The sequence below is a fragment of the Algoriphagus litoralis genome, assembly GCF_003259255.1.
Classification (GTDB): domain Bacteria; phylum Bacteroidota; class Bacteroidia; order Cytophagales; family Cyclobacteriaceae; genus Algoriphagus; species Algoriphagus litoralis.
Genome location: NZ_QGOL01000016.1, coordinates 69,356 through 92,410, shown reverse-complemented (window position 1 = coordinate 92,410; position 23,055 = coordinate 69,356). Strand labels below are relative to the sequence as shown.

At 43.9% G+C, this 23,055-nt stretch carries 15 protein-coding genes; 11 read left to right on the top strand and 4 right to left on the bottom strand.

The features are described from left to right. Positions 1-90: 90 nt before the first annotated feature. Positions 91-1,443: a sensor histidine kinase gene (locus DK188_RS18150; RefSeq protein ID WP_111672272.1), complete on the bottom strand. Its 1,353-nt coding sequence runs from the start codon at positions 1,441-1,443 to the stop codon at positions 91-93. Beyond that, positions 1,433-2,821 carry a sigma-54-dependent transcriptional regulator gene (locus DK188_RS18145; protein ID WP_111672271.1) on the bottom strand — a complete coding sequence of 463 codons (1,389 nt, stop codon included), beginning with the start codon at positions 2,819-2,821 and terminating at the stop codon, positions 1,433-1,435. The genes DK188_RS18150 and DK188_RS18145 overlap by 11 nt, the downstream gene beginning before the upstream one ends. Positions 2,822-2,912: 91 nt before the next feature. Here DK188_RS18145 and DK188_RS18140 point away from each other — a divergent pair, with 91 nt between their 5' ends. From DK188_RS18140 to DK188_RS18130, 3 genes are read left to right on the top strand one after another with little or no spacing between them, the layout of a single operon-like run. Beyond that, positions 2,913-3,131, top strand: coding sequence for a hypothetical protein (locus tag DK188_RS18140; RefSeq protein WP_157963277.1), 219 nt, complete (start codon positions 2,913-2,915; stop codon positions 3,129-3,131). Positions 3,132-3,145: 14 nt separating this feature from the next. Next, complete coding sequence (locus DK188_RS18135) at positions 3,146-4,396, top strand: efflux RND transporter periplasmic adaptor subunit (RefSeq protein WP_111672269.1); 1,251 nt, start codon at positions 3,146-3,148, stop codon at positions 4,394-4,396. Between the two features lie 51 nt (positions 4,397-4,447). After that, complete coding sequence (locus DK188_RS18130; RefSeq protein WP_111672268.1) at positions 4,448-5,146, top strand: ABC transporter ATP-binding protein; 699 nt, start codon at positions 4,448-4,450, stop codon at positions 5,144-5,146. A gap of 26 nt (positions 5,147-5,172) precedes the next feature. Here the strand turns inward: DK188_RS18130 and DK188_RS18125 are convergent, their stop codons facing one another. Further along, positions 5,173-5,583, bottom strand: a complete 411-nt coding sequence (locus tag DK188_RS18125; RefSeq protein ID WP_111672267.1) for a four helix bundle protein — start codon at positions 5,581-5,583, stop codon at positions 5,173-5,175. Between the two features lie 139 nt (positions 5,584-5,722). Between DK188_RS18125 and DK188_RS18120 the strand changes: the two genes are divergently transcribed. The 8 genes from DK188_RS18120 (at position 5,723) to DK188_RS18085 (ending at position 21,856) form a co-directional block, all read left to right on the top strand. Then, the gene (locus DK188_RS18120; protein ID WP_111672266.1) at positions 5,723-8,104 is read left to right on the top strand and encodes an ABC transporter permease; all 2,382 of its coding nucleotides are present in this window, start codon (positions 5,723-5,725) and stop codon (positions 8,102-8,104) included. A 116-nt stretch (positions 8,105-8,220) separates the two neighbouring features. Further along, the gene (locus DK188_RS18115; protein ID WP_111672265.1) at positions 8,221-10,623 is read left to right on the top strand and encodes an ABC transporter permease; all 2,403 of its coding nucleotides are present in this window, start codon (positions 8,221-8,223) and stop codon (positions 10,621-10,623) included. A 203-nt stretch (positions 10,624-10,826) separates the two neighbouring features. Further along, a complete protein-coding gene (locus DK188_RS18110) occupies positions 10,827-13,247 on the top strand; it encodes an ABC transporter permease (protein ID WP_111672264.1) in 2,421 nt (806 codons plus the stop codon). 154 nt (positions 13,248-13,401) lie between these two features. Then, the gene (locus DK188_RS18105) at positions 13,402-14,928 is read left to right on the top strand and encodes an alpha/beta hydrolase (protein ID WP_111672263.1); all 1,527 of its coding nucleotides are present in this window, start codon (positions 13,402-13,404) and stop codon (positions 14,926-14,928) included. 243 nt (positions 14,929-15,171) lie between these two features. Next, complete coding sequence (locus tag DK188_RS18100) at positions 15,172-15,864, top strand: head GIN domain-containing protein (RefSeq protein ID WP_111672262.1); 693 nt, start codon at positions 15,172-15,174, stop codon at positions 15,862-15,864. Positions 15,865-15,977: 113 nt separating this feature from the next. Next, positions 15,978-18,404, top strand: a complete 2,427-nt coding sequence (locus DK188_RS18095) for an ABC transporter permease (protein ID WP_111672261.1) — start codon at positions 15,978-15,980, stop codon at positions 18,402-18,404. An 18-nt stretch (positions 18,405-18,422) separates the two neighbouring features. After that, positions 18,423-20,849, top strand: a complete 2,427-nt coding sequence (locus DK188_RS18090) for an ABC transporter permease (RefSeq protein WP_111672260.1) — start codon at positions 18,423-18,425, stop codon at positions 20,847-20,849. 311 nt (positions 20,850-21,160) lie between these two features. Then, positions 21,161-21,856, top strand: a complete 696-nt coding sequence (locus DK188_RS18085; protein ID WP_111672259.1) for a head GIN domain-containing protein — start codon at positions 21,161-21,163, stop codon at positions 21,854-21,856. Between the two features lie 177 nt (positions 21,857-22,033). On the opposite strand, the gene DK188_RS18080 is transcribed toward DK188_RS18085, so the two are convergent. Continuing rightward, on the bottom strand, positions 22,034-23,020 hold the full coding sequence (locus DK188_RS18080) for a bestrophin family protein (RefSeq protein ID WP_111672258.1): 987 nt from the start codon (positions 23,018-23,020) through the stop codon (positions 22,034-22,036). Positions 23,021-23,055 lie beyond the last annotated feature (35 nt).

The window sequence follows — 23,055 nt, the reverse complement described above, 5'->3', positions numbered from 1 at the left end:
ATTTTTTCAAAAAAATACAACCAATGCGCTGAAAAACAGCGGCAATACCCAATTATTTTTGTGTTAAAATCCGAAAGATTGGAATGGAAGCTATTTGAAACTCATCGTAAAAACAGTCTTCTCACCGGGCACAGATGTGACTTGTAAGCTGCCTCGATGCAAATTCATGATCTGCCGGGAAATAGCCAATCCGATGCCCGATCCCGTTTTTTTGGTCGTGTAGAACGGTACAAAAATACGCTCCAATGCCTCTGGGATGATCCCTGCTCCGTGGTCCTCGACCTGGATCAACGTACCCATATCTCCCTGTCCGATTGCCCGCAGTGTAATGCTGCGGTCAGCTTGATTGAGCACAGATTCAGCGGCATTTTTGATCAGGTTGATCAGGATCATGGAAATCTGATCAGGATCGCATAGGACCTCGAGATCCAGCGGGACGATCTCTAGTTGGATGTCAATCATATTTGATCTCAACTCTTCCCGCATCAGTCCGGTCACATTTTCAAACAGCATTTTCACCTCCACCAGTTCTTTCTTTGGCTCTGGAATATTGGTGTAATCCCTATAGGCATTCACAAAGGTGACCAAACCCTTACTTCGGTTGGCAATCGTGTCCAAGCCTTCCTGAATATCCTGAAATCCGTCTCTTTTGATCAAAAATCCTTCTTGCTGCACATAGCTATCCTCATCGAGGATAGTCCGAAGCGACTCCACCAAGCTCGAAATCGGAGTTATCGAATTCATGATTTCATGCCTCAGAACTTTGGTTAGATTTTGCCAAGCTTCCAATTCATTGGACTGTAGCTCGGCATTGATGTTTTGAAGGGAGAGTAGGGTCCAGCTTTGGCCGCCCATTTTGAGGGATGCAGACTGGACTATCAAATGTAGACCCGAGTTTACCTTAAATGATATCCGCTGCCCGGGTTTCATTTCGGTCACTTCCTTCAGGAGTTTCGGAGAAAGCTTTCCCAAATCTCCGATGTCACGAAACTGTGGAATCTGCAGCAAATGCTTTGCGGCATTGTTGATGATGCCGATTTTGCCATTGGTGTTGAAGGAAATTATGCCGGTATTGATGTGCTGAATGATGACTTGGAGGAATAGCATCTGTTCTTCCTTTTCCGCCCGGGTTTGTTTGAAAACCTCCATGACTTCGTTGAAAGCAAGATTTACTTCACGAAAAGATCCGCCCATTTTACTGTCAGAAGTGAAGGAAGAGGAAAAGTCCGTGAATCGGATGGAATCAAGAAAGCGGGCAAGTTTATGATTGATCGAATTGACATAATAGATCATCTCTCCCGTCAGGATCAGAACTACCAAAAATAAAATCCCTGGGGCAAGCCAAAGTCCCTGTGAATAGTACAGCCATACGATCAAAAACAAACAGATCGTGATCCCAACAATTCTCAGCGAAATCCCGATCGAAAACCGCTTATAGACCATATTTTTCCAGTCTTCGGTAAAGCGAGGATCGGGTCAGCCCGAGTTCGTCGGCAGCCCTTGTGATATGGCCGTTATGCTTTTGGAGGGCTTTTCGGATCAGAATTCGCTCCACATCTTCGATATTCAGATGCTCCAGACTGACAGATTCTTCCTTTTGGTCAGGCTGAGCCATCTTTTGCAAAAACAAGTCCTCAGGTTGCAATACGCTGTGGTTGCTCATGATGACGGCCCGCTCGATGCTATGCTGCAGTTCACGGATATTGCCAGGCCAGTGGTATTTTGACATCCGCTTGATCAGCGGCTCGGACGCTTTGCGAATGTCTTTGTTGTACTTCTTGGAATAGAACGCGATAAAATGATCGGCAAGCACAGGAATATCTTCTACCCGCTCACGCAATGGAGGAAGCTGAATTTCTATGGTATTGATGCGGTAGAGTAAATCCTGCCGGAAGCCGTTGTCGTAGACCATGTCATGGATTGGCATATTGGTAGCTGAAATCAGCCGGATATTCACATCTACAGGTCGATTGGCCCCGACACGTGTCACTTGGCGATTTTGCAAGACGGCCAAAAGTTTAGCCTGAAGGGGGAGGGGAAGGTTACCGATTTCGTCTAGAAAAAGCGTCCCCTTGTGCGCCTGCTCAAATCGTCCCGCCCGGTCTTCTTTGGCATCGGTAAAGGATCCTTTTTTATGACCGAAAAGCTCTGATTCGAACAGAGTAGAAGTGATTGACCCTAAATCCACCCCGACAAAAGCCTCACGATTTCGTCTAGAATGCCGGTGAATTGCGCGGGCGATGAGCTCCTTCCCGGTACCATTTTCACCCAAAATCAACACATTCGCATCCGTCGCAGCTACCCGTTCGATGGTCTCGAAGACCTTTTGCATGGCGGGACTTTGACCGATGATGTCTTTGAATTTATTGTCCAAATCCTGCTGAAGCGTATTTTTTTGATCGGTCAATAAGTTGACTTCAAGCTTTTTTTGGCGAAGATTCAGTGCTGAATTCAGCGTGGCTAGGAGTCGTTCGTTTTCCCAGGGCTTCAATACAAAGTCCGTAGCCCCTTCTTTGATGGCCTTCACCGCCAGATTGACATCGCCATAGGCCGTGATCAAGACGACTACCGCTGCCGGATCTAATTCCAAAATTCGGTCCAGCCAATAGAACCCTTCCTGTCCTGAACTCACATCCTTGGTAAAATTCATGTCCAGTAGGATCACATCGTAGTTTTCATTGTGTGTCAGGATCGGTAGCAGATCAGGATTGGATTCGGTATCCACCTGAGCAAAATGCCGCTTGAGGAAAATCTTTGCTGCTTTCAGCAGATCTTCGTTGTCGTCTACGATGAGGATTTTACCAAATCTTTGATCATTCATAAAATTTCGATTTTAAGGTTTAGCCATGATTCCAAACCTATTCTTACTTGTTCCAAAAGTTTGCCGATTTTTCAAATTAAACCGATTGAAGATGAAAGTGCCATTTTCGGACGATTTTGGCCGTTTTTTACTGCTTCCAAGTACTCAAAAAGATAAGAAGAAAAATTCGGCTATGGACCACTTTTGTTCGGTGGCGGACGAAATTGTTCGAGACTTGAAAATGCAATTTTCTGCAAATCCCAATTTGGAGGGTCCAAAGGCTATTTTTTGCATGGCACATCATTTGGCATATAGGCAGCAAGCCATTTAGGGCATTTTCACACAATGGATAGAAAAATAGAAAAGAAAACCTGGACTCCCCGTAGGATCGCTGCCGTCATCGGTGGTGCAGTTTTATTGGGGGGAATTATTTACCAAATCGGATTTGCAGATCATCGCTCCACAATGAATGTGGACAAAGACCGACTCAGCATAGCTACCGTATCTACAGGAGAATTTACAGATTACATTCTCGTCTCCGGTCAGATCGAACCTGCACGAACTGTATTTCTAGACGCAGTAGAAGGAGGAATGGTCAAAGAAGTGATCAGAGAGTCCGGCGCATTGTTAAAGAAAGGCGATACCATTCTGGTCCTGACCAACTCCAACCTTCAGCTAGATGTGATGCAGCGGGAGACTATGCTTTATGAGCAAATCAATAACCTCCGCCAAACGCGACTTTTACTCGACCAAAATGACCTCAGCCAGCAAGGACAATTGGCAGAGATCGATTACCAGATCAGTTTACTCGAACCTCAATACAAGCGATTCAAAGAACTCCACGAGAAAAAACTGGTCTCTGACCGGGAATTTGAGGAGGTCAAAGAGCAGTATGAATACAATGTCAAACGCAGAAAGCTCACCTATACCTCTTATCGGAATGATTCGATTGCCCGATCTTTTCAATTAAATCAACTTAGGCAGTCGGAAGGAAGAATGAATGCATCGCTCAATGGAGTGGGAAATATCCTTAATAATCTGGTCATCACCGCTCCCATAGCGGGACAACTTGCTACTCCTGAGCAGCTCGAAATCGGTCAGGCCATCAACCCAGGCCAGCGGTACGGGCAGATCGATATTCTGGATGAATTCAAAGTCAGGGTGCCTATCGATGAGCTTTATCTTCCCCGGATCAGCCAAGGTCTGAGAGGGAAATTCACGCTGAGTGGAGCGGATTATGAATTGGAGATATCAAAAATCTATCCGACAATCACCAATGGCCGATTTGAAGTGGACATGGTGTTCACAGGAGAAAGCCCTGCTGGAATTCGCCGCGGTCAAAGTGTGAGAATCCGACTGGAACTCGGTCAGAAAGAACAAAGCCTGCTGTTGCCCACTGGGGGATTCTTCAAGGACACCGGAGGAAATTGGGTGTTTGTCCTCAATGCTGCAGGCAATGCCGAGAAGCGAACCATCCGACTGGGAAGAAAGAACCCTGAATTCTATGAAGTACTCGAAGGACTGGTGGAGGGCGAAAAAGTCATCGTCAGCGGCTATGAGAATTTTGGAACCAATGAAGTGCTTCAACTTAATTAATGCAACGAATCTTTCAAAAACTGCATCTTAATAAAAATCATTCAACCCACTATGGAAAACGTAATCAAAACTGTAAACCTTCGGAAGCTCTATGCAACTGAAGAAGTGGAAACTACCGCGCTGGATGGAATCCAAATTGAAATTAAAAAAGGTGAATTTGTCGCCATCATGGGCCCATCAGGATGTGGTAAATCCACCCTGCTGAATATCATCGGCCTCTTGGATAATCCCGATGGTGGTGAGTATTATTTTCTGGATCAGGAAGTTGCCAAATTCTCTGAAAGACAGCGTTCATCCCTCAGAAAAGGCAACATTGGGTTTGTATTCCAATCGTTTAACCTGATCGATGAATTGACGGTATTCGAAAATGTCGAGCTGCCTTTGCTTTACCTGAAGATTCCTTCCGACGAGCGCAAGAAAAAAGTAGAAGAAGTCCTAACCCGCATGAATATCATGCACCGAAGAAACCACTTTCCTCAGCAGCTTTCTGGTGGTCAGCAGCAGCGTGTAGCCATTGCACGGGCGATTGTGGCTAAGCCCTCTGTGATCCTTGCCGATGAACCTACAGGTAACTTGGATTCTACAAACGGGGAAGAAGTGATGCGACTTTTGGAAGAATTGAATAACGAAGGAACTACTATCGTGATGGTTACGCACTCTCCGCACGATGCGAACTATGCCCACCGAATCATCAATCTGTTTGATGGTAAAGTGGTGACGGAGAATATCCGGGAGCAGTTTCATGTTTGAGGTTGGGGAGTAGGGGAGTATGGAGGCTAGGAAGTTGGTTTATCCTTGAAGTTTTCATTGTCATTTTCGGTAGCCATTTTAGTTTTTAAAGTTGCCCGAAATGCTCCCATGCTGTTCATTAGAGTATATGCCTGAGTGTAAAAAGAGGAAAATTCAGATTCGGTTAGATATTTTCTTCTTTTTGCCTTATGCAAACAAGTAACAAACTCAGCTAGTGATCTTAAGGAATAGCCAATAAACTTTCGGAATTCTTTCGTCGATTGGCCGGTAGATCCTTCTGCGATGTTTAAGGCAATTGAGTCAGATGCACGTCGTATTTGAGAAATCAAATTGAATTTCTCATCCCCTGGGAATGTGCCCGAAGCTTCAAAAATCAACTCCCCAAAATCCATTGCAGAATGCCAGATTCTTAGTTTTTCAAATTTGAAATTTTCCATATAAGGAGGATTTTAACCGGATAAAAATATGAAAATCAATTTATTGAATTGGATTAGATGATCAAAATCTCTCTTTAACCTTAGAACACTTCTTCTTACAAACCTTCAAACTCCCACACTTCCTAACCTCCCAACTCCCATGCTAACCAACTATCTAAAAATCGCATTTCGGGGTTTTGCTAAAAACAAACTCACGTTTTTTATCAATCTGTTCGGACTCGCTCTGGGTCTTTGGGCTGCGATCCTGATCGGACTATGGATCAAAAGTGAATTTGAGGTAGGAAAAGGATTGGCAGAGATTGATCGAGTCTATCGGGTGATGGAGCATCAGTCTTATGGAGATCAGATTTTCACCACCAATTCGACTCCTGGGATTTTGGCAGAGAGCATGAAAGAAAACCTTGCCGAGGTTGAGATTGCTGCAACGTATTCCTGGACTGAGGAGCATCTCTTTGTGCAGGAAGACAACAAAGTGAAGCTCAATGGATTTTATGCAGGAGCAGATTATCTTCAAATCATGCAGTACCCTTTACTGTATGGTAGCCGAGAAAAAGCCCTAGCAGATAAATCTTCGATCATTTTGACGGAAGAAGGGGCAGTGAAACTTTTTGGGAAAACGGATGTGATCGGAGAATCAGTAGAATTGATTTCCAATGAGGAAAAGGAATTATATATCGTTCGGGGAGTGTTGGCAGATTTGGGAAATTCGGTACCATCCCGGTTCGAATATATTCTGCCATATCAGGTGATGTTTGATAAGCCCTACAATGAATGGCTGAAATACTGGGGAAACAACGGCCCCAGCACAGTGATTAAACTTCAGGAAGGAACCGATCCTGATCAGTTTTCTGCCTCGATCAAGGACTATATTCAAAAACAGCGAAGTGCAGATAATGAAGATAGCAATGTGGAGCTCTTCGTATTTCCTCAAAGTCAACTTTACCTCTATGGATCTTGGAAAGATGGATTGCTGCAGGAAGGGAGAATCAAGACGGTCAAGTTGTTTGCCATGATCGGCTTTTTCATCCTGATTATTGCCTGTATCAATTTCATGAATCTCTCTACTTCCAAATCACAAAAGCGGGCCAAAGAAGTAGGGGTTCGCAAAGTGTCCGGCGCTGACAAAAGTTCTTTGGTTTACCAGTTCCTGAGTGAATCGGTTTTGGTGACGATGTTTTCTGGTTTGCTGGCCTTGATTTTAGTACAGGTGACGATCCCTGTTTTTAATAATCTGACCTCCAAAACACTGGAGATTCCTTTTGGAGACCCCGTCTTTTGGCTGCAATTTCTTGGAATTTTGGCTTTCACTGGCCTGGTTGCGGGTAGCTATCCCGCTTTTTATCTCTCAGGCACCAAGGTTGTTTCGGTGTTCAAAAATCACCTGACAGGAAGCAAAAATGTCGTTTTTGCCAGAAAGGGGTTGGTTTTTTTCCAATTTATCTTGGCCTCAGGCATGATTGTATCTACGGTAGTGATCTTCAAGCAAATCAATTATGCGCTCAGTCAGGATCTTGGATATGAAAAGGATCAGTTGCTTCTCGTTCCTTTAGAAGGGGAGCTTTTCTCTAAATATGACATCTTCAAGTCCCGATTGGAATCCAATCCAGACATCGAGTCCGTCACCCGATCCACACACAGTCTTTTGGGAAGAAACAGCAATACTGGCGGAGTGGACTGGGAGGGCAAAGACCCCGATTTCAGTGCATTGTTTGAGCGAATACTGGTGGATTATGACTTTGTGGAGACCATGGGGATGAAGTTGATCGAAGGAACTGATTTTTCGATAGCTAAAGGGGCAGATTCTATCCAGTCTGTAATCATCAACAGAAAAGCGCTTGAACTGATCACTCAAAGTGACTCTGAACTTCGCTCCATTACCATCAATGGTGAAGAAAGACAAGTCACCGGAGTGGTGGAAAATTTTCACTTTCAAAGTTTTCATGAATCCATGGAGCCAGCTTTCATGATCTTGGATCCAACTTTTAGCGCCAATGCTTTTGTAAAAGTGAAACCTGAGCAAATGGAGTCCACACTGTCATTTATTCAGTCGGTCAGTGAAGAATTAAACCCACAGTTTCCATTTACATATCAGTTTGCCGATGAAAATTATGCCAGACTGTATCAGGATGATGTCCGCCTCAGAGATCTAGCCCAATATTTCAGTATTCTTACGATTCTCATTTCCTGCTTGGGACTCCTCGGATTATCTGCTCATATCGCGGAGCAAAAGACCAAAGAAATCGGCATTCGCAAAGTGCTCGGAGCATCCACGCTTTCCATTCTTCAGGTGATCAACCGAGAGTTCATCATCATCGTAACCATATCCATTTTAGTGGGTTCTGGATTTGCCTATTGGTTTATGAATGATTGGCTGGAAGGATATGCCTACCGTATTGATTTTGAGTGGTGGTTTATTCCTTTGTCAGCAGTAGTGATACTCGTTTTGGCAATGGTTACTGTGACAGCCCAATCTATCAGGGCAGCTCGGTCCAACCCTGTCCAAGCGATCAAATCCGAGTAACCTATTTTGCGGGAAGGTGAAAAGCAACCCGATACGAAGGATGGTTTACAAGGTGCCAAAAGAGGATTCAACATTATGCTTAAAAATTACTGCTCACCTTAAACTTGCGCTAACCCATGTTTCTTAACTACCTGAGAATTTCTATTCGTAGTCTGCTGAAGCGTAGACTTTTTTCCTTGGTCAATCTGCTTGGCTTAGTGCTGGGTTTGGTGACTTTCCTAGTCTTGTTTGCTTATGTGGCTACCGAATGGAGCTACAATGACTTTCATGCTCGCAAAGACGACTTATATCGAGTCGTGGTCACCGAGGGAGAGGGTACTTATGAAACTTATTTGCCCCCGGGATACGCATCCATTATCAAAAATAACTTTGATCAGGTAGAATCTGTCAACCGATTTGCAGAAGGGATTGCCAGTGGATTGATCGCTGTGCCGGATACAGACCTCGCGTTTACAGAGGAGCAGATCATTTTTGTAGAAGGGAGTTTTTTCCGTGATTTTTCATTTCCCAAGAAAAGAGGGGAGGCAGATTTGTCAGATCCAAATACGGCCGTGATTTCGGAACAGATAGCGCAAAAACTTTTTGGATCGCAGGACCCCTTGGGTAAAGTTTTTACGCTGAGTAATCAGTTTGGAAAAGTGGAATTAACTGTCAAAGGCGTGCTAGAGGCTATTCCAGATCGCTCAGATCTGAAGGGAGAAGTCTTTGTGTCAATTCATACCCTAGAAAATCCAGCCTACCGCAGTGGAAATGACTGGGCAGATCCCAATGGCCTCGAATCAGGATTTGTTAATCTGTATTTACTCGCGAATTCAACAGGAGCCGCTGAAGATTTGTCAGCCCAATTGACCAGCTTTATTCGTAAAAATCCGGGGTCTGAAAAGGTTGAAATCATCCTCCAGCCGATCGAATCAATTCATTTAGGAAGCAGTATCAGTGATCCATTGCCGACCTTTTCTCGCATGGGTTCGGTTTTGGTATTCTTAGCCATCGCGGTGTTGATCTTGGGGATTGCCTATGTCAACTACCTTAATCTATCCTCTGCCTCCATTCTGACCCGAATCAAAGAGGTCAAAATGAGGAAAGTCTTAGGTGCCCAATCCTGGCAATTGGCACAGCAGTTTATGACTGAAACTCTGGTATTGCTTACTTCGGCAGCCTTGATTTCAGGTCTTCTGATTTATCTTTTTGGCCCGCTCCTGAGCCAAGTATTTGGTCAACCGATCTGGTTGGGATCTTTGGTGCAGCCCCAGATTATCCTGTTGATTTTTGGAATTATGCTGACCTGTGCTCTGATTTCTGGGATTTATGTGGTGGCAATTTCAGGGAGCTTTGACAAAAAATCAAAGCTGAAATTCAAACCTGACTCTCAACTTTTGAGAAAATCCTTGGTGGTTTTCCAGTTTGTGATATCCGTGGGTATAATCATCTGCACCCTGGTCATCAAAGACCAACTTTCATTCATGCAAAATCAAAATCTGGGCATGAATGTGAATCAAAAAGTGGCTATCGCAGGACCAAATGATGCCGGCGAAAACAAGGGATCGAAAATGAATGCCTTCAAAGAAACGCTCCGGTCCAAGGCTTACATTGATCAAATGGCCGGTTCCAACAACATTCCCGGAATTGGTTTCAATTTCTCTGCAGGTGGGATCACTCCGATGGTTCCACGACCTGAGGATGAAAACTACAATTATTCAATGTTGATTATAGACGAGCAGTTTTTTCCAGTGTATGAAATCGATTTGCTGGCCGGAAGAAACTTTACCACTGAAGAAACGGAGGCGAGCTGGAATTCCATCAACAAAGTGATTTTAAATGAAAAAGCTGCCAAGCAGTTGGGATTTCAAAATCCTGAATCGGCTGCAGGACAAAGTATCCTTTGGGGTCAGCCTTTTGAAGTAGTCGGGGTAGTGAAGGATTACCACCACATGTCACTCAGAGAAGAGATCAAACCAACCATCTTTTTGGCTAGTCAGGCGGATGGATTCTTCACCCTGACCATGGAGTCTACCAATATGAAAGCTAATCTTGCAGATATTCAGGCGATCTACCAGGAAATTTTTCCGGGCAACCCCTTCAATTATTCCTTTATTGATGAAGTTTTTGCCAGGCAATATCAGCAGGAAGCGCAATTGAGTCTGGCCTTCAGTATTGCTGGAATTTTGGCGATTGTGATTTCCTGCTTGGGACTTTTTGCACTGGCTGCATATGAGGTTCAGCAGCGAACCAAAGAGATCGGAATCCGAAAAGTACTGGGAGCCAGTAGTCAAAGTCTGATCAAATTAATCAGTGGGGATTTCATGGTTCTGGTGATTCTGGGAATTGTACTGGCAGTTCCGATTTCTTGGTATTTCATGGACGCTTGGCAGCAGGAATTTCCCTATCGCTCAGGCTTATCGACCATGACCTTTGTGCTTGCAGGTTTTTTGAGTCTGCTTACAGCCATATTGACTGTAGGGATTCAGGCCGTTCGTGCTGCTTGGTCCAATCCTGTGGAGGCTATCAAAAATGAATAATATTTCCCATGAGCTAGGAAGGTTTTAAGGAAATAACTAGTTAATAAATTGGTTGACAGGGTCTTTGGGAATTTTCCAAAGACCTTTTTTTTTAAAAAAACTCTGGATATCCGATGCAACCCTTTGGCTTAGGCCTGCATCCAATAGAAAGAAAACTAAACCAACTCTTTTTTTTAAATCTAAACCAACGCCTTACCCAGATTATGTTCAAAAACTATTTCAAAATCGCCTATCGGACACTGCTCAAAAACAAATTTTATTCAGCCATAAATATTCTTGGGTTGAGCCTTGGAATGGCAGCCAGTATTCTGATTGTTATCTTCATTGTCGATGAGTTAAGCTACGACAATTTTCATCCCCAAAGTGAATTGATCTACCGGGTCAATATGCAGGGCAAAATGAACGGCAATGAATTCAATATGGCCTTGTCTCCCGCTCCGGTAGCGCAAGCGCTAAAGGATGAGGTTCCTGAAGTCGCCGATGCAATTAAACTGGGCGCTTTTCGTACTACACCGATCCGTTACGAAGAAAAGGCTTTCACTGAGCCAATGATGCTGGTGTCCGAACCGAATTTTTTTGATTTTTTTGGATTTGAACTGCTTCAGGGCGATGCCAAAACAGCTCTGGTTGGTCCGGACAAAATCGTGTTGACTGAGAGTGTTGCGAGGAAATATTTTGGAGATGCCGACCCGATTGGGCAGCTAATATTTCGGGGATCAGATAAAAAGCTCACCACAGTATCCGGTGTGGTTGCTGATCCGCCTCACAATTCCCACCTTACTTTTGACATGATCCTCTCCGGTGACAGCTGGGAATACATGAAGGATCTACAGTGGTCATCAAATAACCTGTACACCTACTATCGAATCCATCCCGGTAGTGACCCCACCAAGGTTAAAGTTGCTTTGGATTCTTTCATTCAAAAGTATTTCGGACCGGAGATCGAGAAATATCTGGGAATTACGCTGGAGGCATTTGTTGCCCAAGGCAATCAGTTTGGCTACCATACCATGCCGATGAGCGAAATTCATCTGCATTCTGAACTCAGTGATGAGCTCAAACCCTCAGGAAGTATCCAGTACTTGTATGTCTTTGGAGCCATTGCAGCCTTCATCATCGTCATCGCCTGTATCAATTTCATGAATTTGTCAACAGCACGGGCTTCAAATCGGGCGAAAGAAGTTGGCGTCAGGAAGTCTGTGGGTGCAGGTAAAGGCAGATTGATCGGTCAATTCATTTCTGAATCAATGGTCTATAGTTTTGCTTCTGGGTTTTTTGCATTGGGACTGATCTTGCTCGCCTTGCATCCATTCAACTCCCTCTCTGGAAAAGACCTGGGTCTGGAGATTTTCCTCAATCCATTTGTGCTTCCTGGGTATTTGATTTTCATCGTGGCTATTGGGCTTTTGGCTGGTTCTTATCCGGCATTCTATCTGACCTCATTTTCACCGGTCTCAGTCCTAAAGGGGAAAATCCGAAGCGGTGTCAAACGATCCAAGTTCAGGAATGGGCTTGTCGTATTCCAATTTATTATTTCCATTTCCCTAATCATCAGCAGCATGGTGGTCTATAAGCAACTCCGCTACATGCAAGAGATGGATTTGGGTTTTGAAAAAGAAAATGTCCTAAAACTCCTCCATACACGGGCCCTTGGAACCAATGCAGAGGCTTTCAAACAGGAGTTGCTCAGCAACTCGGGATTTGTGTCTGCTAGTTTTGCCAATGCGCTGCCTCCTAATATCGATTGGAATTCGGTTTTCAGAACCTCCGATACCGAGCAGGATTTTCTCTGCAACATCAATTTTGTCGATCATGACCAACTCGAAACCATGAAATATGAATTGGTTCAGGGTCGGTTCTTTTCCCGCGAGTTCCCCAGTGATACGGGAGCAATTCTCGTCAATGAAAGTGCATTTAAACAAATGGGATGGACCAAACTGGACGGAACCCAACGGCTGGGAGGATTTTGGAATGTAAACTCCGAACCTGTAGAGCGGACAGTTATTGGCGTACTTCGGGACTTTAATTTTGAAAGTTTAAAATCCTCTGTCAGACCCTTAATCATGACCCTGGGTTCGATTTCCAATCAGGAAATGGCGATCCGCTTCGGTCCGGGAGAGCTTAAGCCCAAACTGGATTTTCTGGAAGCCACTTGGAGGAAGCATTCCGACGGCGCTCCATTCGAGTATTCCTTTGTTGACCAGAATTTTGAGGCGCTCTTTATTGCAGAGCAGAAAATGGGAAATATCATTCTGATTTTCACGATACTCGCTATCGGTATAGCCTGCCTTGGTCTTTTGGGGCTGGCAGCGTATACCACCGAGCAGCGCTCGAAGGAAATTAGCATTCGGAAAACTTTAGGTGCCTCGATGGCGCATTTAGTCACCATTCTCAGCAAGGATTTTACGATTTTGGTATTGGTAGCTTTTGTGATTGCAGGGCCTTTGGCCTACTACTTTATGACCAATTATTGGCTGGTGAATTTTGCCTATCGGGTAGAGGTGGACATGCTGCTGATCCTATTAGCAGGACTTCTTTCAATTGTTATTTCTTGGTTGACGGTGAGTTATCAGAGTTTCAAAACAGCTGCGAATAATCCTGTTGATTACTTGAAAAATGAATAATCCAGAGGTCTTGGTTTAAAAAAGCATCGACTCCTGTCAGGCCGAGCGAAGTCAAAGAGCTTACCAGAAGGTTTTATCCATCTGCTTAGGCTGGCCGACGTGTAGGGAAGTCGATGCTCCAACTGTAAATTGTACTTGCCAAATGAGAATACTTATGAAACTTCTATTCTGTACCTTCCTTATCTATTTTTTAATAAATCCTTCGTTTGGACAGACCTCTTTGAAAGAAATTGACCTTCAACGTGGGCCGTATACGGTGGGATTCCAGCACTACTTGGCCTCTGACAGCACAAGAACGTATTCGAGAATTTACGATTACACCAATCGGACAATTCCCCGTCCCATTTCAATCAGCATGTGGTATCCTTCCGATCAAAAAATCACTGTTGAGAAGCCAATGTCAATTTTGAATTATTTTGAAATTTTAAAAGAAGAGGAGGAATGGGAAAACCTGCCCAACGAGCTGATTTTGAATTGGTTTACCTATACCAATACTCCTGAAAACCAACAACATCTTACTGAAAAATCATCAGCCTATCCCAATATTGATTTTGCGGAAGGGCAATTTCCAGTGATTGTTTATGCTCCGAGCTTTCAAGCCTCTTCGATAGAAAATTTTGAACTCTGTGAATTTTTGGCCAGTCACGGATACCTGGTTATCTCGAGTACAAGCAGGGGCTCAGAAAACCGCTGGTTTAGCACAAATTCTTTGAAAGAACTAGAAACTCAAGCCAGAGATATCGAGTTTTTGATGAAAGAGGCAGCAAAACTTCCTGTTGATTCGGAAAAAATCGCCTTAATGTCTTTCAGTTTTGGAGGTCTATCAAGTGTAATCACCCAAATGCGAAATGCAAATGTGAAAGCAGTTGTCAGTCTTGACGGTACCGAGCGATATCAATATTCCTTATTGTCGAATGCCCCATTTTTTGAATTAGCAAAGTTTGACGTGCCCTATCTTCATATGGCTCAAAAAGATATTCCTGAAAAAGTTTTGGAGGAAGATAAAATCAATCCGGAGCTCAATACTTCATTTGTTTTTTATGAAAGGATATCAAAAAGTAAGGCGTATCAATTAAAATTTCACAAGCTATCCCACTCCTATTTCAGTACACTAGGAGTGCTTTTCGAAAATAGAGACCAAAGACAAGATAAAAGTGATGCGGAGATAATGGAGTCTTATAAACTTGCTTCAAAATACACGCTTAATTTTTTCAATGCTTATTTAAAGAATGACCATGCTGCTTTAGCTTTTGTGGAGAAAAGTCCTTCGACAAATGGTATCGAAAGCGAGCTTCTTTCTCACAAATCTAAAAATCCCGAAGCACACCTTTTCACATTTCAAGACTTCAATGAATTGGCTTCGGCGCAAAATTATGAAAACTTGGATGCACTGGTTGATTCATTATCGATTCAAAACCCATCCCTGAAACTGCCTGAAGGTAATCTCAATACACTTGGTCTTCAACTTGTTTTCAATTCAACTGCACCAAGTCAAGGTATAAATGTCTTTCTCTTAGCAACCAAAATGTATCCCGGTTCTTCCAACCTTTTTGACAGTTTGGGGGAAGCGTATTTACATACCGGAAATAGGGACATGGCCATTCAAACCTTTGAAAAGTCCTTGACATTGAATTCCCAAAATCAAAATGCAATCGACAGGCTAGACCAGCTTCGGCGATAAAGTGTATAATTAATTTAGAATAGAATCTCGCTCAAATTCTAAACCCTGAATACCAACTTACTACTGAGACTGCAAACTGTGACTGGTAACTGATCACTAAAATCGTTCGCTGACGGTCAAAACTGGCTTTACTCGGACATTACAAAAAGTAATAATTACACTCTGGAGCGCCTAATCAGGTCATTTGACCTTGGCACAATCTCTGGCTTAAATAAATCTGAAAACTATTTCAACCCAAACACTATGCAAACTTCAAAAATTTCCGCACTTGTATTTGCCTTCCTTCTTCTGGGATTTGCTGCTTTCGCACAAAATACCCAAGTCCGAACCCCTGGCTCTTTCACACAAATCGAGAATAACGGTAGCTGGGATGTGGAAATCACCAAAGGATCCAAAGATGAAGTTAGACTGGAATCCCAAGGTTTTGACCTAAGCAAAGTCATCACAGAAGTCGATGGCGATAAACTCAAAATCAAACTTGAAAAAGGCTCCTATAAGAATGTCAACATCAAAGTCTATGTAACTGTCCGCGAACTGGAATCTGTAGGAAACGGAGGCTCAGGGGATATGCAGATCAATTCTGACTTTGGGGCGTCGTCTTTTGCCATTGGGCTATCAGGTTCCGGAAACATTTTCGCCCAGAATATTAATGCAGAAAAATTATCTGTAGGAATGAGTGGCTCTGGCAAAGTGGTCATCAAAGGAGGAAGAGCTGAAGTGGCCAATATCGGCCAGTCTGGTTCGGGGGACTTGGATGCCCTGGATTTCACTGCTGATGATGTCAAAATTGGAAAGTCGGGATCCGGCGATACCTCCATAGGTGTAGTGGAATCCTTCACCGTTGGCTCCTCAGGTTCTGGAAATATCTACTACCGTGGCAACCCGGAAAAGCAGAGTATCGGAATCTCCGGTTCGTCACGAGTGATCAAGCAGTAAGTTTGAGTATCAAGTATCTAGATTTTAGTATCAAGAAAATTAGAGACAAGAACCAAGAGCCAAGAACTAGGATTTGAGAATCTTCAAATTTTCCAATCTTTCAATTTTAGAAAATGTTCAAAAACTACCTGAAAATCGCCTATCGGAATCTGGTCAAAAACAAGGTCTATGCCTCCATCAATATTTTTGGACTGACGCTGGGTTTTGTTTGTTGTATTCTGATCATGCTTTTTGTCAGGGATGAACTTTCTTACGATAAGTTCATTCCCAATGCATCCACCATCCATCGGGTAGCTTTGGAGCGGATTTATCCGGATCATGTCAGCTTTTATGCGATCATTCCGGATAGCTATTCGGAGGTTTTTGCAGAAGAAATCAAGGGAGTGGAGGAGTCTACGCGGATTTTTGGATTGGGAATAGGAACTGTTTTCGAAGTTGGTGCAGAAAAGTTTGAGGAGGATTTTGCAGCTGCGGCCGATTCAAATTTCTTTCGGGTGTTTGACTTCGAAATTCTCCAGGGAGCTTCCAAGTCTACAGCTTTGAATGAGCCGAATACAGTTGTTCTCGCTCAATCGGCGGCTCAACGACTTTTTAAATCCGAAAACCCAGTTGGGAAATCTTTGAAAGTGTTTGGGATTGATTTTGAGGTTTCGGCAGTCATGGCGGATATCCCTGAAAACTCCCATTTGCAGCTGGATTTTCTATTTTCTTCTGTGTCTTTCCCTGGTTTGGATCAGGAGAATTTTACGGGATTTTCTGCGTACACCTATCTCAAGCTCAGTCCTGAGGCTGATCCCATGGAAGTGGAGGCTCAAATTCCACCTTTGGTCGACAAATATGCTTCGGGACAAATTGAGCGGGAATTGGGCGTCTCATTTGCAGACTATACTGCGGCCGGCAATGGCTATCGTTATTTCCTTCAGCCTGTCACTTCCATTCACCTCAATTCCAATCTGGAGGGAGAACTCAAGCCTAACGGCAATTCCCTTTACGTTTATATTTTCATTTCCATTGCCATTTTCATTTTGGTTTTGGCCTGTATCAACTTCATCAATCTAGCCACAGCCCGATCTGCGGATCGCGCCCGTGAAGTTGGCGTCCGAAAAGCCATGGGATCGGATCGTGGTCAGATTATCATTCAGTTTCTTCTGGAAGCCTTGCTTTTGACTTTCATCGCGCTTTTGCTAGGGATTTTATTGGTGAATTTGGCGCTGCCTTTCTTCAATGATTTGGCAGAGAAGTCACTGCGCATAGACTTTGGCTCGGTAGTTTTTGCCCTCCCGATTCTGCTTGGTTTTGGTGTGATGGTCGGGGTTTTGGCAGGTTATTACCCTGCTTTTCACATATCCAAACTGAATACGATCAGTATTCTGAAGGGAAAACTTGACGTGACGGGAGGAGGAAACTGGCTGAGAAATGGTCTGGTTGTATTCCAGTTTGCAATTGCAATCATCCTAATTGCCGGTACCCTGATTATCAATCGCCAGATCAATTACATTCAGTCCACTAGTTTAGGTTTTCAAAAGGAAAATGTCCTCGTCTTGGAGCGCTTTGGATTGCAGGAGAAGAAAGACGCCATCAAATCCGAATTGGAAAAAATCCCTGGAGTGCTGTCTGTGGGTATTTCCAGCAGCCTTCCTGGCAAGGGAACGACAGGGATCCAATTTATCAAACCCGGAGGAGGAGATGTCATGACTGCCAAAAGCTTTGCCGGCGATGACCATTTCTTCGAAACGATGGGAATTCAAGCCTTGGAAGGAAGGGTTTTTAATGAATCTTTCAACGATTCGCTTTCGCTGATCATCAATAAAGAAGCAGTGAAAGTATTTTTTGGAGAGCAATCGGCCATAGGACAACAACTCAAGACCAGCACAGATATCAATGGTCAAATTCAGGAAGTTGTGTTCACGGTTGTCGGTGTGGTAGACAATTTCAACTTTGAATCCTTGCACACACAGGTCACACCCTTGGCCATCTTCCATACAGACAATCCCAGGGGCTTTGAAAATTTTCTTACCATCCGATTCACATCCGGTCAACAGACTTCCTTGGTCAATGAACTGGAAACCAAATGGGCTGAACTTTCGGACGGCAGTCCTTTGGGATACTTCTTTTTGGACAATGACTTAGCGCAATTGTATCGCAGCGAGCAGGTTTCCGGTAAAATTCTGGGGATTTTCTCCATTTTGGCCATTCTGATAGCCTGTATTGGTCTATTTGGACTGGCAGCTTATACGGCTTTTTTGAGAACCAAAGAAATCGGCGTAAGAAAAGTCTTGGGGGCTTCAGTCGGAAGCATCGTCCTGCTGTTAACGCTCAATTTTGCCAAATTGGTAGGAATAGCCTTCCTTTTTGCCATTCCTATTGCTTGGTATGGAATGGATTCCTGGTTAGAATCTTTTGCTTTCCGAACTCCTCTGGATCCGCTTGTTTTTTTGTTAGCAGGTGGAATTACCCTACTCATAGCTATCCTCACCGTCAGTTATCAAGCCATCAGTGCAGCAGTCATCAATCCGGTAAAAAGCCTGAAATCTGAGTAACCACTAAACCAACCTATTATGTTCAGAAATTACTTCAAAATCGTCTTCCGAAACGCCAAAAAACATCCGATGTATGTGCTGATTAATCTGATCGGTCTTGCGATCGGTATGGCGGTGAGTATCGTGATTTTGCTCTATGTGCAGTTTGAGCTGAGCTATGACAAGTACCACCCGGATGCAGACCGAATCTACCGGGTCTCCCGTGCCTGGTTCAACCAAGACGGAGAAGAGAGTCTTCATTTGGGACATTTGGCTCCTCCTTTTGGCCCTTTGATCAAATCGGATTTTTCGGATGAAGTGGAAGCATCTGCACGGTTGTTCAACTTTGACGCCTTGATCAAAAACGGGTCAAATGCCATGGTCGAAGAGCGGTTCTTTTTTGCGGATCCGGAGGCTTTTGATCTTTTCTCTTGGGAAATACTCGAAGGCGAAGGGCAGGCCGCACTTTTGGAAGCTGATGGAATTATCCTGACACAAAGTACCGCCAAACGATACTTTGGCGATGAATCGGCTATTGGCAAGGAATTGCAGGCAGAATTGGCCGGACAGGAGTTTACTTTTCAGGTACGTGGAGTGATGGAAGATATGCCTGAGAACTCCCACTTTCATGTGGATTTTCTGGGTTCCATGATTCCTGTGGTCCAGTTTTACGGAGGTCAGGAGGCATTCATGGGTAACTTCGGATCTAATAATTTTTCCACCTTCGTCAAGCTCGCCGAAGGAGTGGACGGCAAAGCTTTTGAAGCAAAACTCCCTTCGATGATCGATCGGCATATGGGCGAAAATCAAGCTGGAATTCCTGCTTCTAAGGGCACGAAGCTATTTCTCTGGCCGATTGCGGATGTCCACCTCTATTCTAATCTGGCTTCTGAAATCGAAGCAAACGGCAACATCGATTACGTATTTGTGTATCTCGCTGTGGCCCTTTTTATTCTGATGATTGCCTGCATCAATTTCATGAATCTGTCGACCGCAAGATCCTCTTTGCGCTCCATGGAAGTAGGGCTTCGCAAAGTTATGGGTGCGGACAAGATGATACTGATCCGTCAGTTTATGGGTGAATCCTTTGTCATGACGCTGTTTTCCATGATTTTGGCACTCATCTTAGTCTACCTGTTTTTGCCGGTTTTCTCTGATTTTACAGACAAGTCACTCAGTTTGAATTTCTTCAATAATCCGGAATACCTCTTGGGGATTTTCGGTTTGATGGCATTTGTGGGTTTGATTTCAGGAAGTTATCCGGCTTTGTTCCTCTCTGGATTTATGCCTGCAAAAGTGCTCAAAGGTGCTTTTAAGGCTGGAAAAGGCCATGAGAATTTCCGCTCACTGCTCGTAGTAGGTCAATTCGCGATTTCAGTCATTTTGATTGTCGCTGTTTTGGTAGTGGTGCGGCAGTTGGATTATATGCAGAGCAAAGACTTAGGCTTCCAAAAAGAAGACATTGTGATCCTGCCCACCAGTGCGCAAATCAATGAGAATTACCTGATTCTCAAAGATCGACTTGAAAACCACGCCGGCATCAAAGAAGTGAGTTTATCCAGTAGGGTGCCCTCGGGAAGATTGCTCGATTCTCAGGGAACTACTGCCGAAGTCAACGGAGAATTGACCCAACTCAATGTGCGGATTGCAGATATTCATGTCGCGCATAATTTCTTGGATACTTATGGGATTTCGCTTGAGGCAGGAAGGGATTTTGACTTTCTCCGGGCCAGTGACTCTACAGAGGCATTTATTCTCAATGAGACAGCTATACGGGCAGTGGGCTGGTCAAGCCCTGAGGAAGCCATTGGCAAGCAATTCCTGTATGGTGGCAGAAGGGGTTTTGTCACGGGAGTGATGAAGGATTTCCATTTCGAAAGTCTCCATCAGCCCATCGTGCCCATCGTGTTTATGATTTCTCAAGACAGAAATAATCTCGTGAGTATCAAGATTGATGCTGCGCAGCGGGAAGAAGTTTTGGCTTACCTGAAAGGGGAATGGACCCAACTGAGACCGGATTTTCCATTTGAGCCGTACTTCGTGGATGAAGGATTCAACCGGCAGTATGAAGCCGAAGCCAAAGTCAAAACGGTTTTCACCTTCTTCTCTGTACTGGCGATTGTAATTTCTATTCTCGGCCTATTGGGCTTGGTTACTTTTGCCACCGAACAACGCACCCGCGAAATCGGAATCCGAAAAGTCATGGGTGCGGAGACCGGAAATATTCTGGTTTTGCTGGGCAAGGACTTTCTCAAACTCGTCGCCATAGGTTTCATCATCGCCATTCCAATTTCCTGGTTTGGAATGAGTTCCTGGCTGGAGGATTTTGCGTACAGGACCGGGATCAACTGGACAGTTTTTCTCTGGGCTGGCTTGATCGCTGGAATCATTGCCGCAGTGACGGTGACTTCTCAGACTCTCAGGGCCGCATGGGCTGATCCAGTGAAGAGTATAAAGAGTGAGTAATAAGTATCAAGTATCAAGCACGAAGTATCAAGATTCGGAAGCGAGATATTAGAACCAAGATTAAATTAAATACAGTGGAAATACACTAGAAATAGGCTCCCTGCGGTCCCGAAATAGGCTTCGCTAATAGGGTCAAGATATATCAAGAAAAAAATCTTTTGGAATCTGAGGGCAGTAGGTCTAGACCTTCGTAGAACCATTATTTCGCCCGCAGCAGTCAAGCTTATTTCACCTGTATTTCGCCGTATTTCTAACAGATCACCAGTTAAAAAAATCAATTCTAAACCAGATTTTAAAACTTAACCAAACCAATGAAACACTACACAAAATTTTGGGCATTTGGGCTCCTCATTTTCACTTTTAGCTCATGTCTGCAGGCCCAACAGACCGAGACTAGGACTCCTGGATCTTTTTCGGAAGTCCATTCTGGTGGAAGCTGGGATGTAATACTCGAAGAAGGCAACACGGAGAAAATATGGATTGAAGCCAAAGGCGTGGATTTGGATCAAGTTCGGACTGAAATCGACGGAGATGTATTAAAACTGGGTTTAGTTCCTGGAAATTACCGAAATGTGAGTTTGAAATTTCACGTGACTTACAGGAGTTTGGAAGGAATTAAATGTTCTGGGTCCGGGAAAATCATGGTGAAATCCGATGTCAGTTCAGATGATTTTTATGTTTCGTTGTCTGGCTCAGGGGATGTTTTGATGCAAAGTTTAATTGCAGATGACTTAGAGGCAGTCCTTTCAGGTTCGGCTAAACTTTCCATCAAATCAGGTCAAGTGGATGAAGCTGAAATCAAGCAATCAGGCTCCGGGGACTTTGAGGCAGAGTCCTTAGCCATAGGTAAATTGGAAGTATCCAAATCCGGCTCTGGAAATACCTCAGTAGGTGATTTGGGAGAAGTTTCGGTTCATTCCTCCGGTTCCGGTGATTTGATCTATTCCGGATCTCCAAAAATGGGAGATATCAAGGTTTCTGGGTCAAGTAGGATCCGGAAACGATAAGTTGGTTTTAAGAGATATGTTCCTTCGACATTCAATATTCGATGTTTGAAATTCGATATTTAATATGGTTCAAGCTTTCAAACTTGGACCATATTTTTTTGTCTCCAACTGAGTCGGGTATAAACCTTCGAGGTTTCTAAAGACCTCAAAGTTTTTCATTTACGTCGTAAATCAAAATCACATCAAAAATCCATTCTCCACAGGATAGGGGGCTGGTATGTCCTTTTCTCCCAAAAGTTCCAAGAGATCAATTTCAATCACTCGGGTGATCGAAGAAATGGGGACATCGTTGTACGCTCCCTCAAATGGATTTTCAGAATAGTCTCCGATTCGGTCCACCAAAAAGAAAATCCAGATAATCACTGTAGAAAATGGCACGGTGAGCCAATAGTGCAAAATGGAAGATTGGGAGAAAATATCCAGGAGGCCAAAGGGGATTAAGGCACAAAAGATGTAATTGATAAACAAGCCCGTGGAGGCATATTGACGAGGAAACGGGAAGTTTTTGATCCGCTCAGACATGCCCTGATTGTCCGTCAACTTGGCCAAAAGCTGCTGCAGCCAGACATGCTTGTATTCAGTGATTCCGCCTTCTTCTTCGAGTTTTTTTAGTTCCAGACTCTGATTTTTTAAGAGTTGAAAAGGAATATTGGTATAGGATTTAAGCTTTTCGATTTGTGCTTTGCTTAGGTATTTTTCCAATTCGGGATCCAATCCACGCATCCCTTCCTCTCGATAATAGGGGGTGAAAACAAGGTTTTCGACTTTGGCTCCATGCTCCCAGGTTTTCATTTTTCGCATGGAATGCTTCAGTGCAATCACCCACGCCAAGTGTTGAAAGATGAATTCCCTTTTCCATTCCTCTGATACATTCGAGCCTGGTAAACTGAGTATGCCCATAGCCAAAGATCGGCTGTCATTGATGATGGCTCCCCAGATCTTTCGGGCTTCCCAAGCCCGGTCGTATGAACTGTTATTCTTGAATCCCAAATAAAACGCCACTGCAATACCGATCACAGAAATCGGCTGCCAAGGCAGTGAAAAAGGCAATCCTGTGATCTCGTACAGTACGATAACAGCTGCGGAATACAGGAATGCATTGGTGAGGGGTTTCTTGGACCACCGGATCGTGCTCCAAATATGGTAATGCCTATTGACGTACATGAAGGTGGTTTTTATGACAAACTAATCAAAACTTG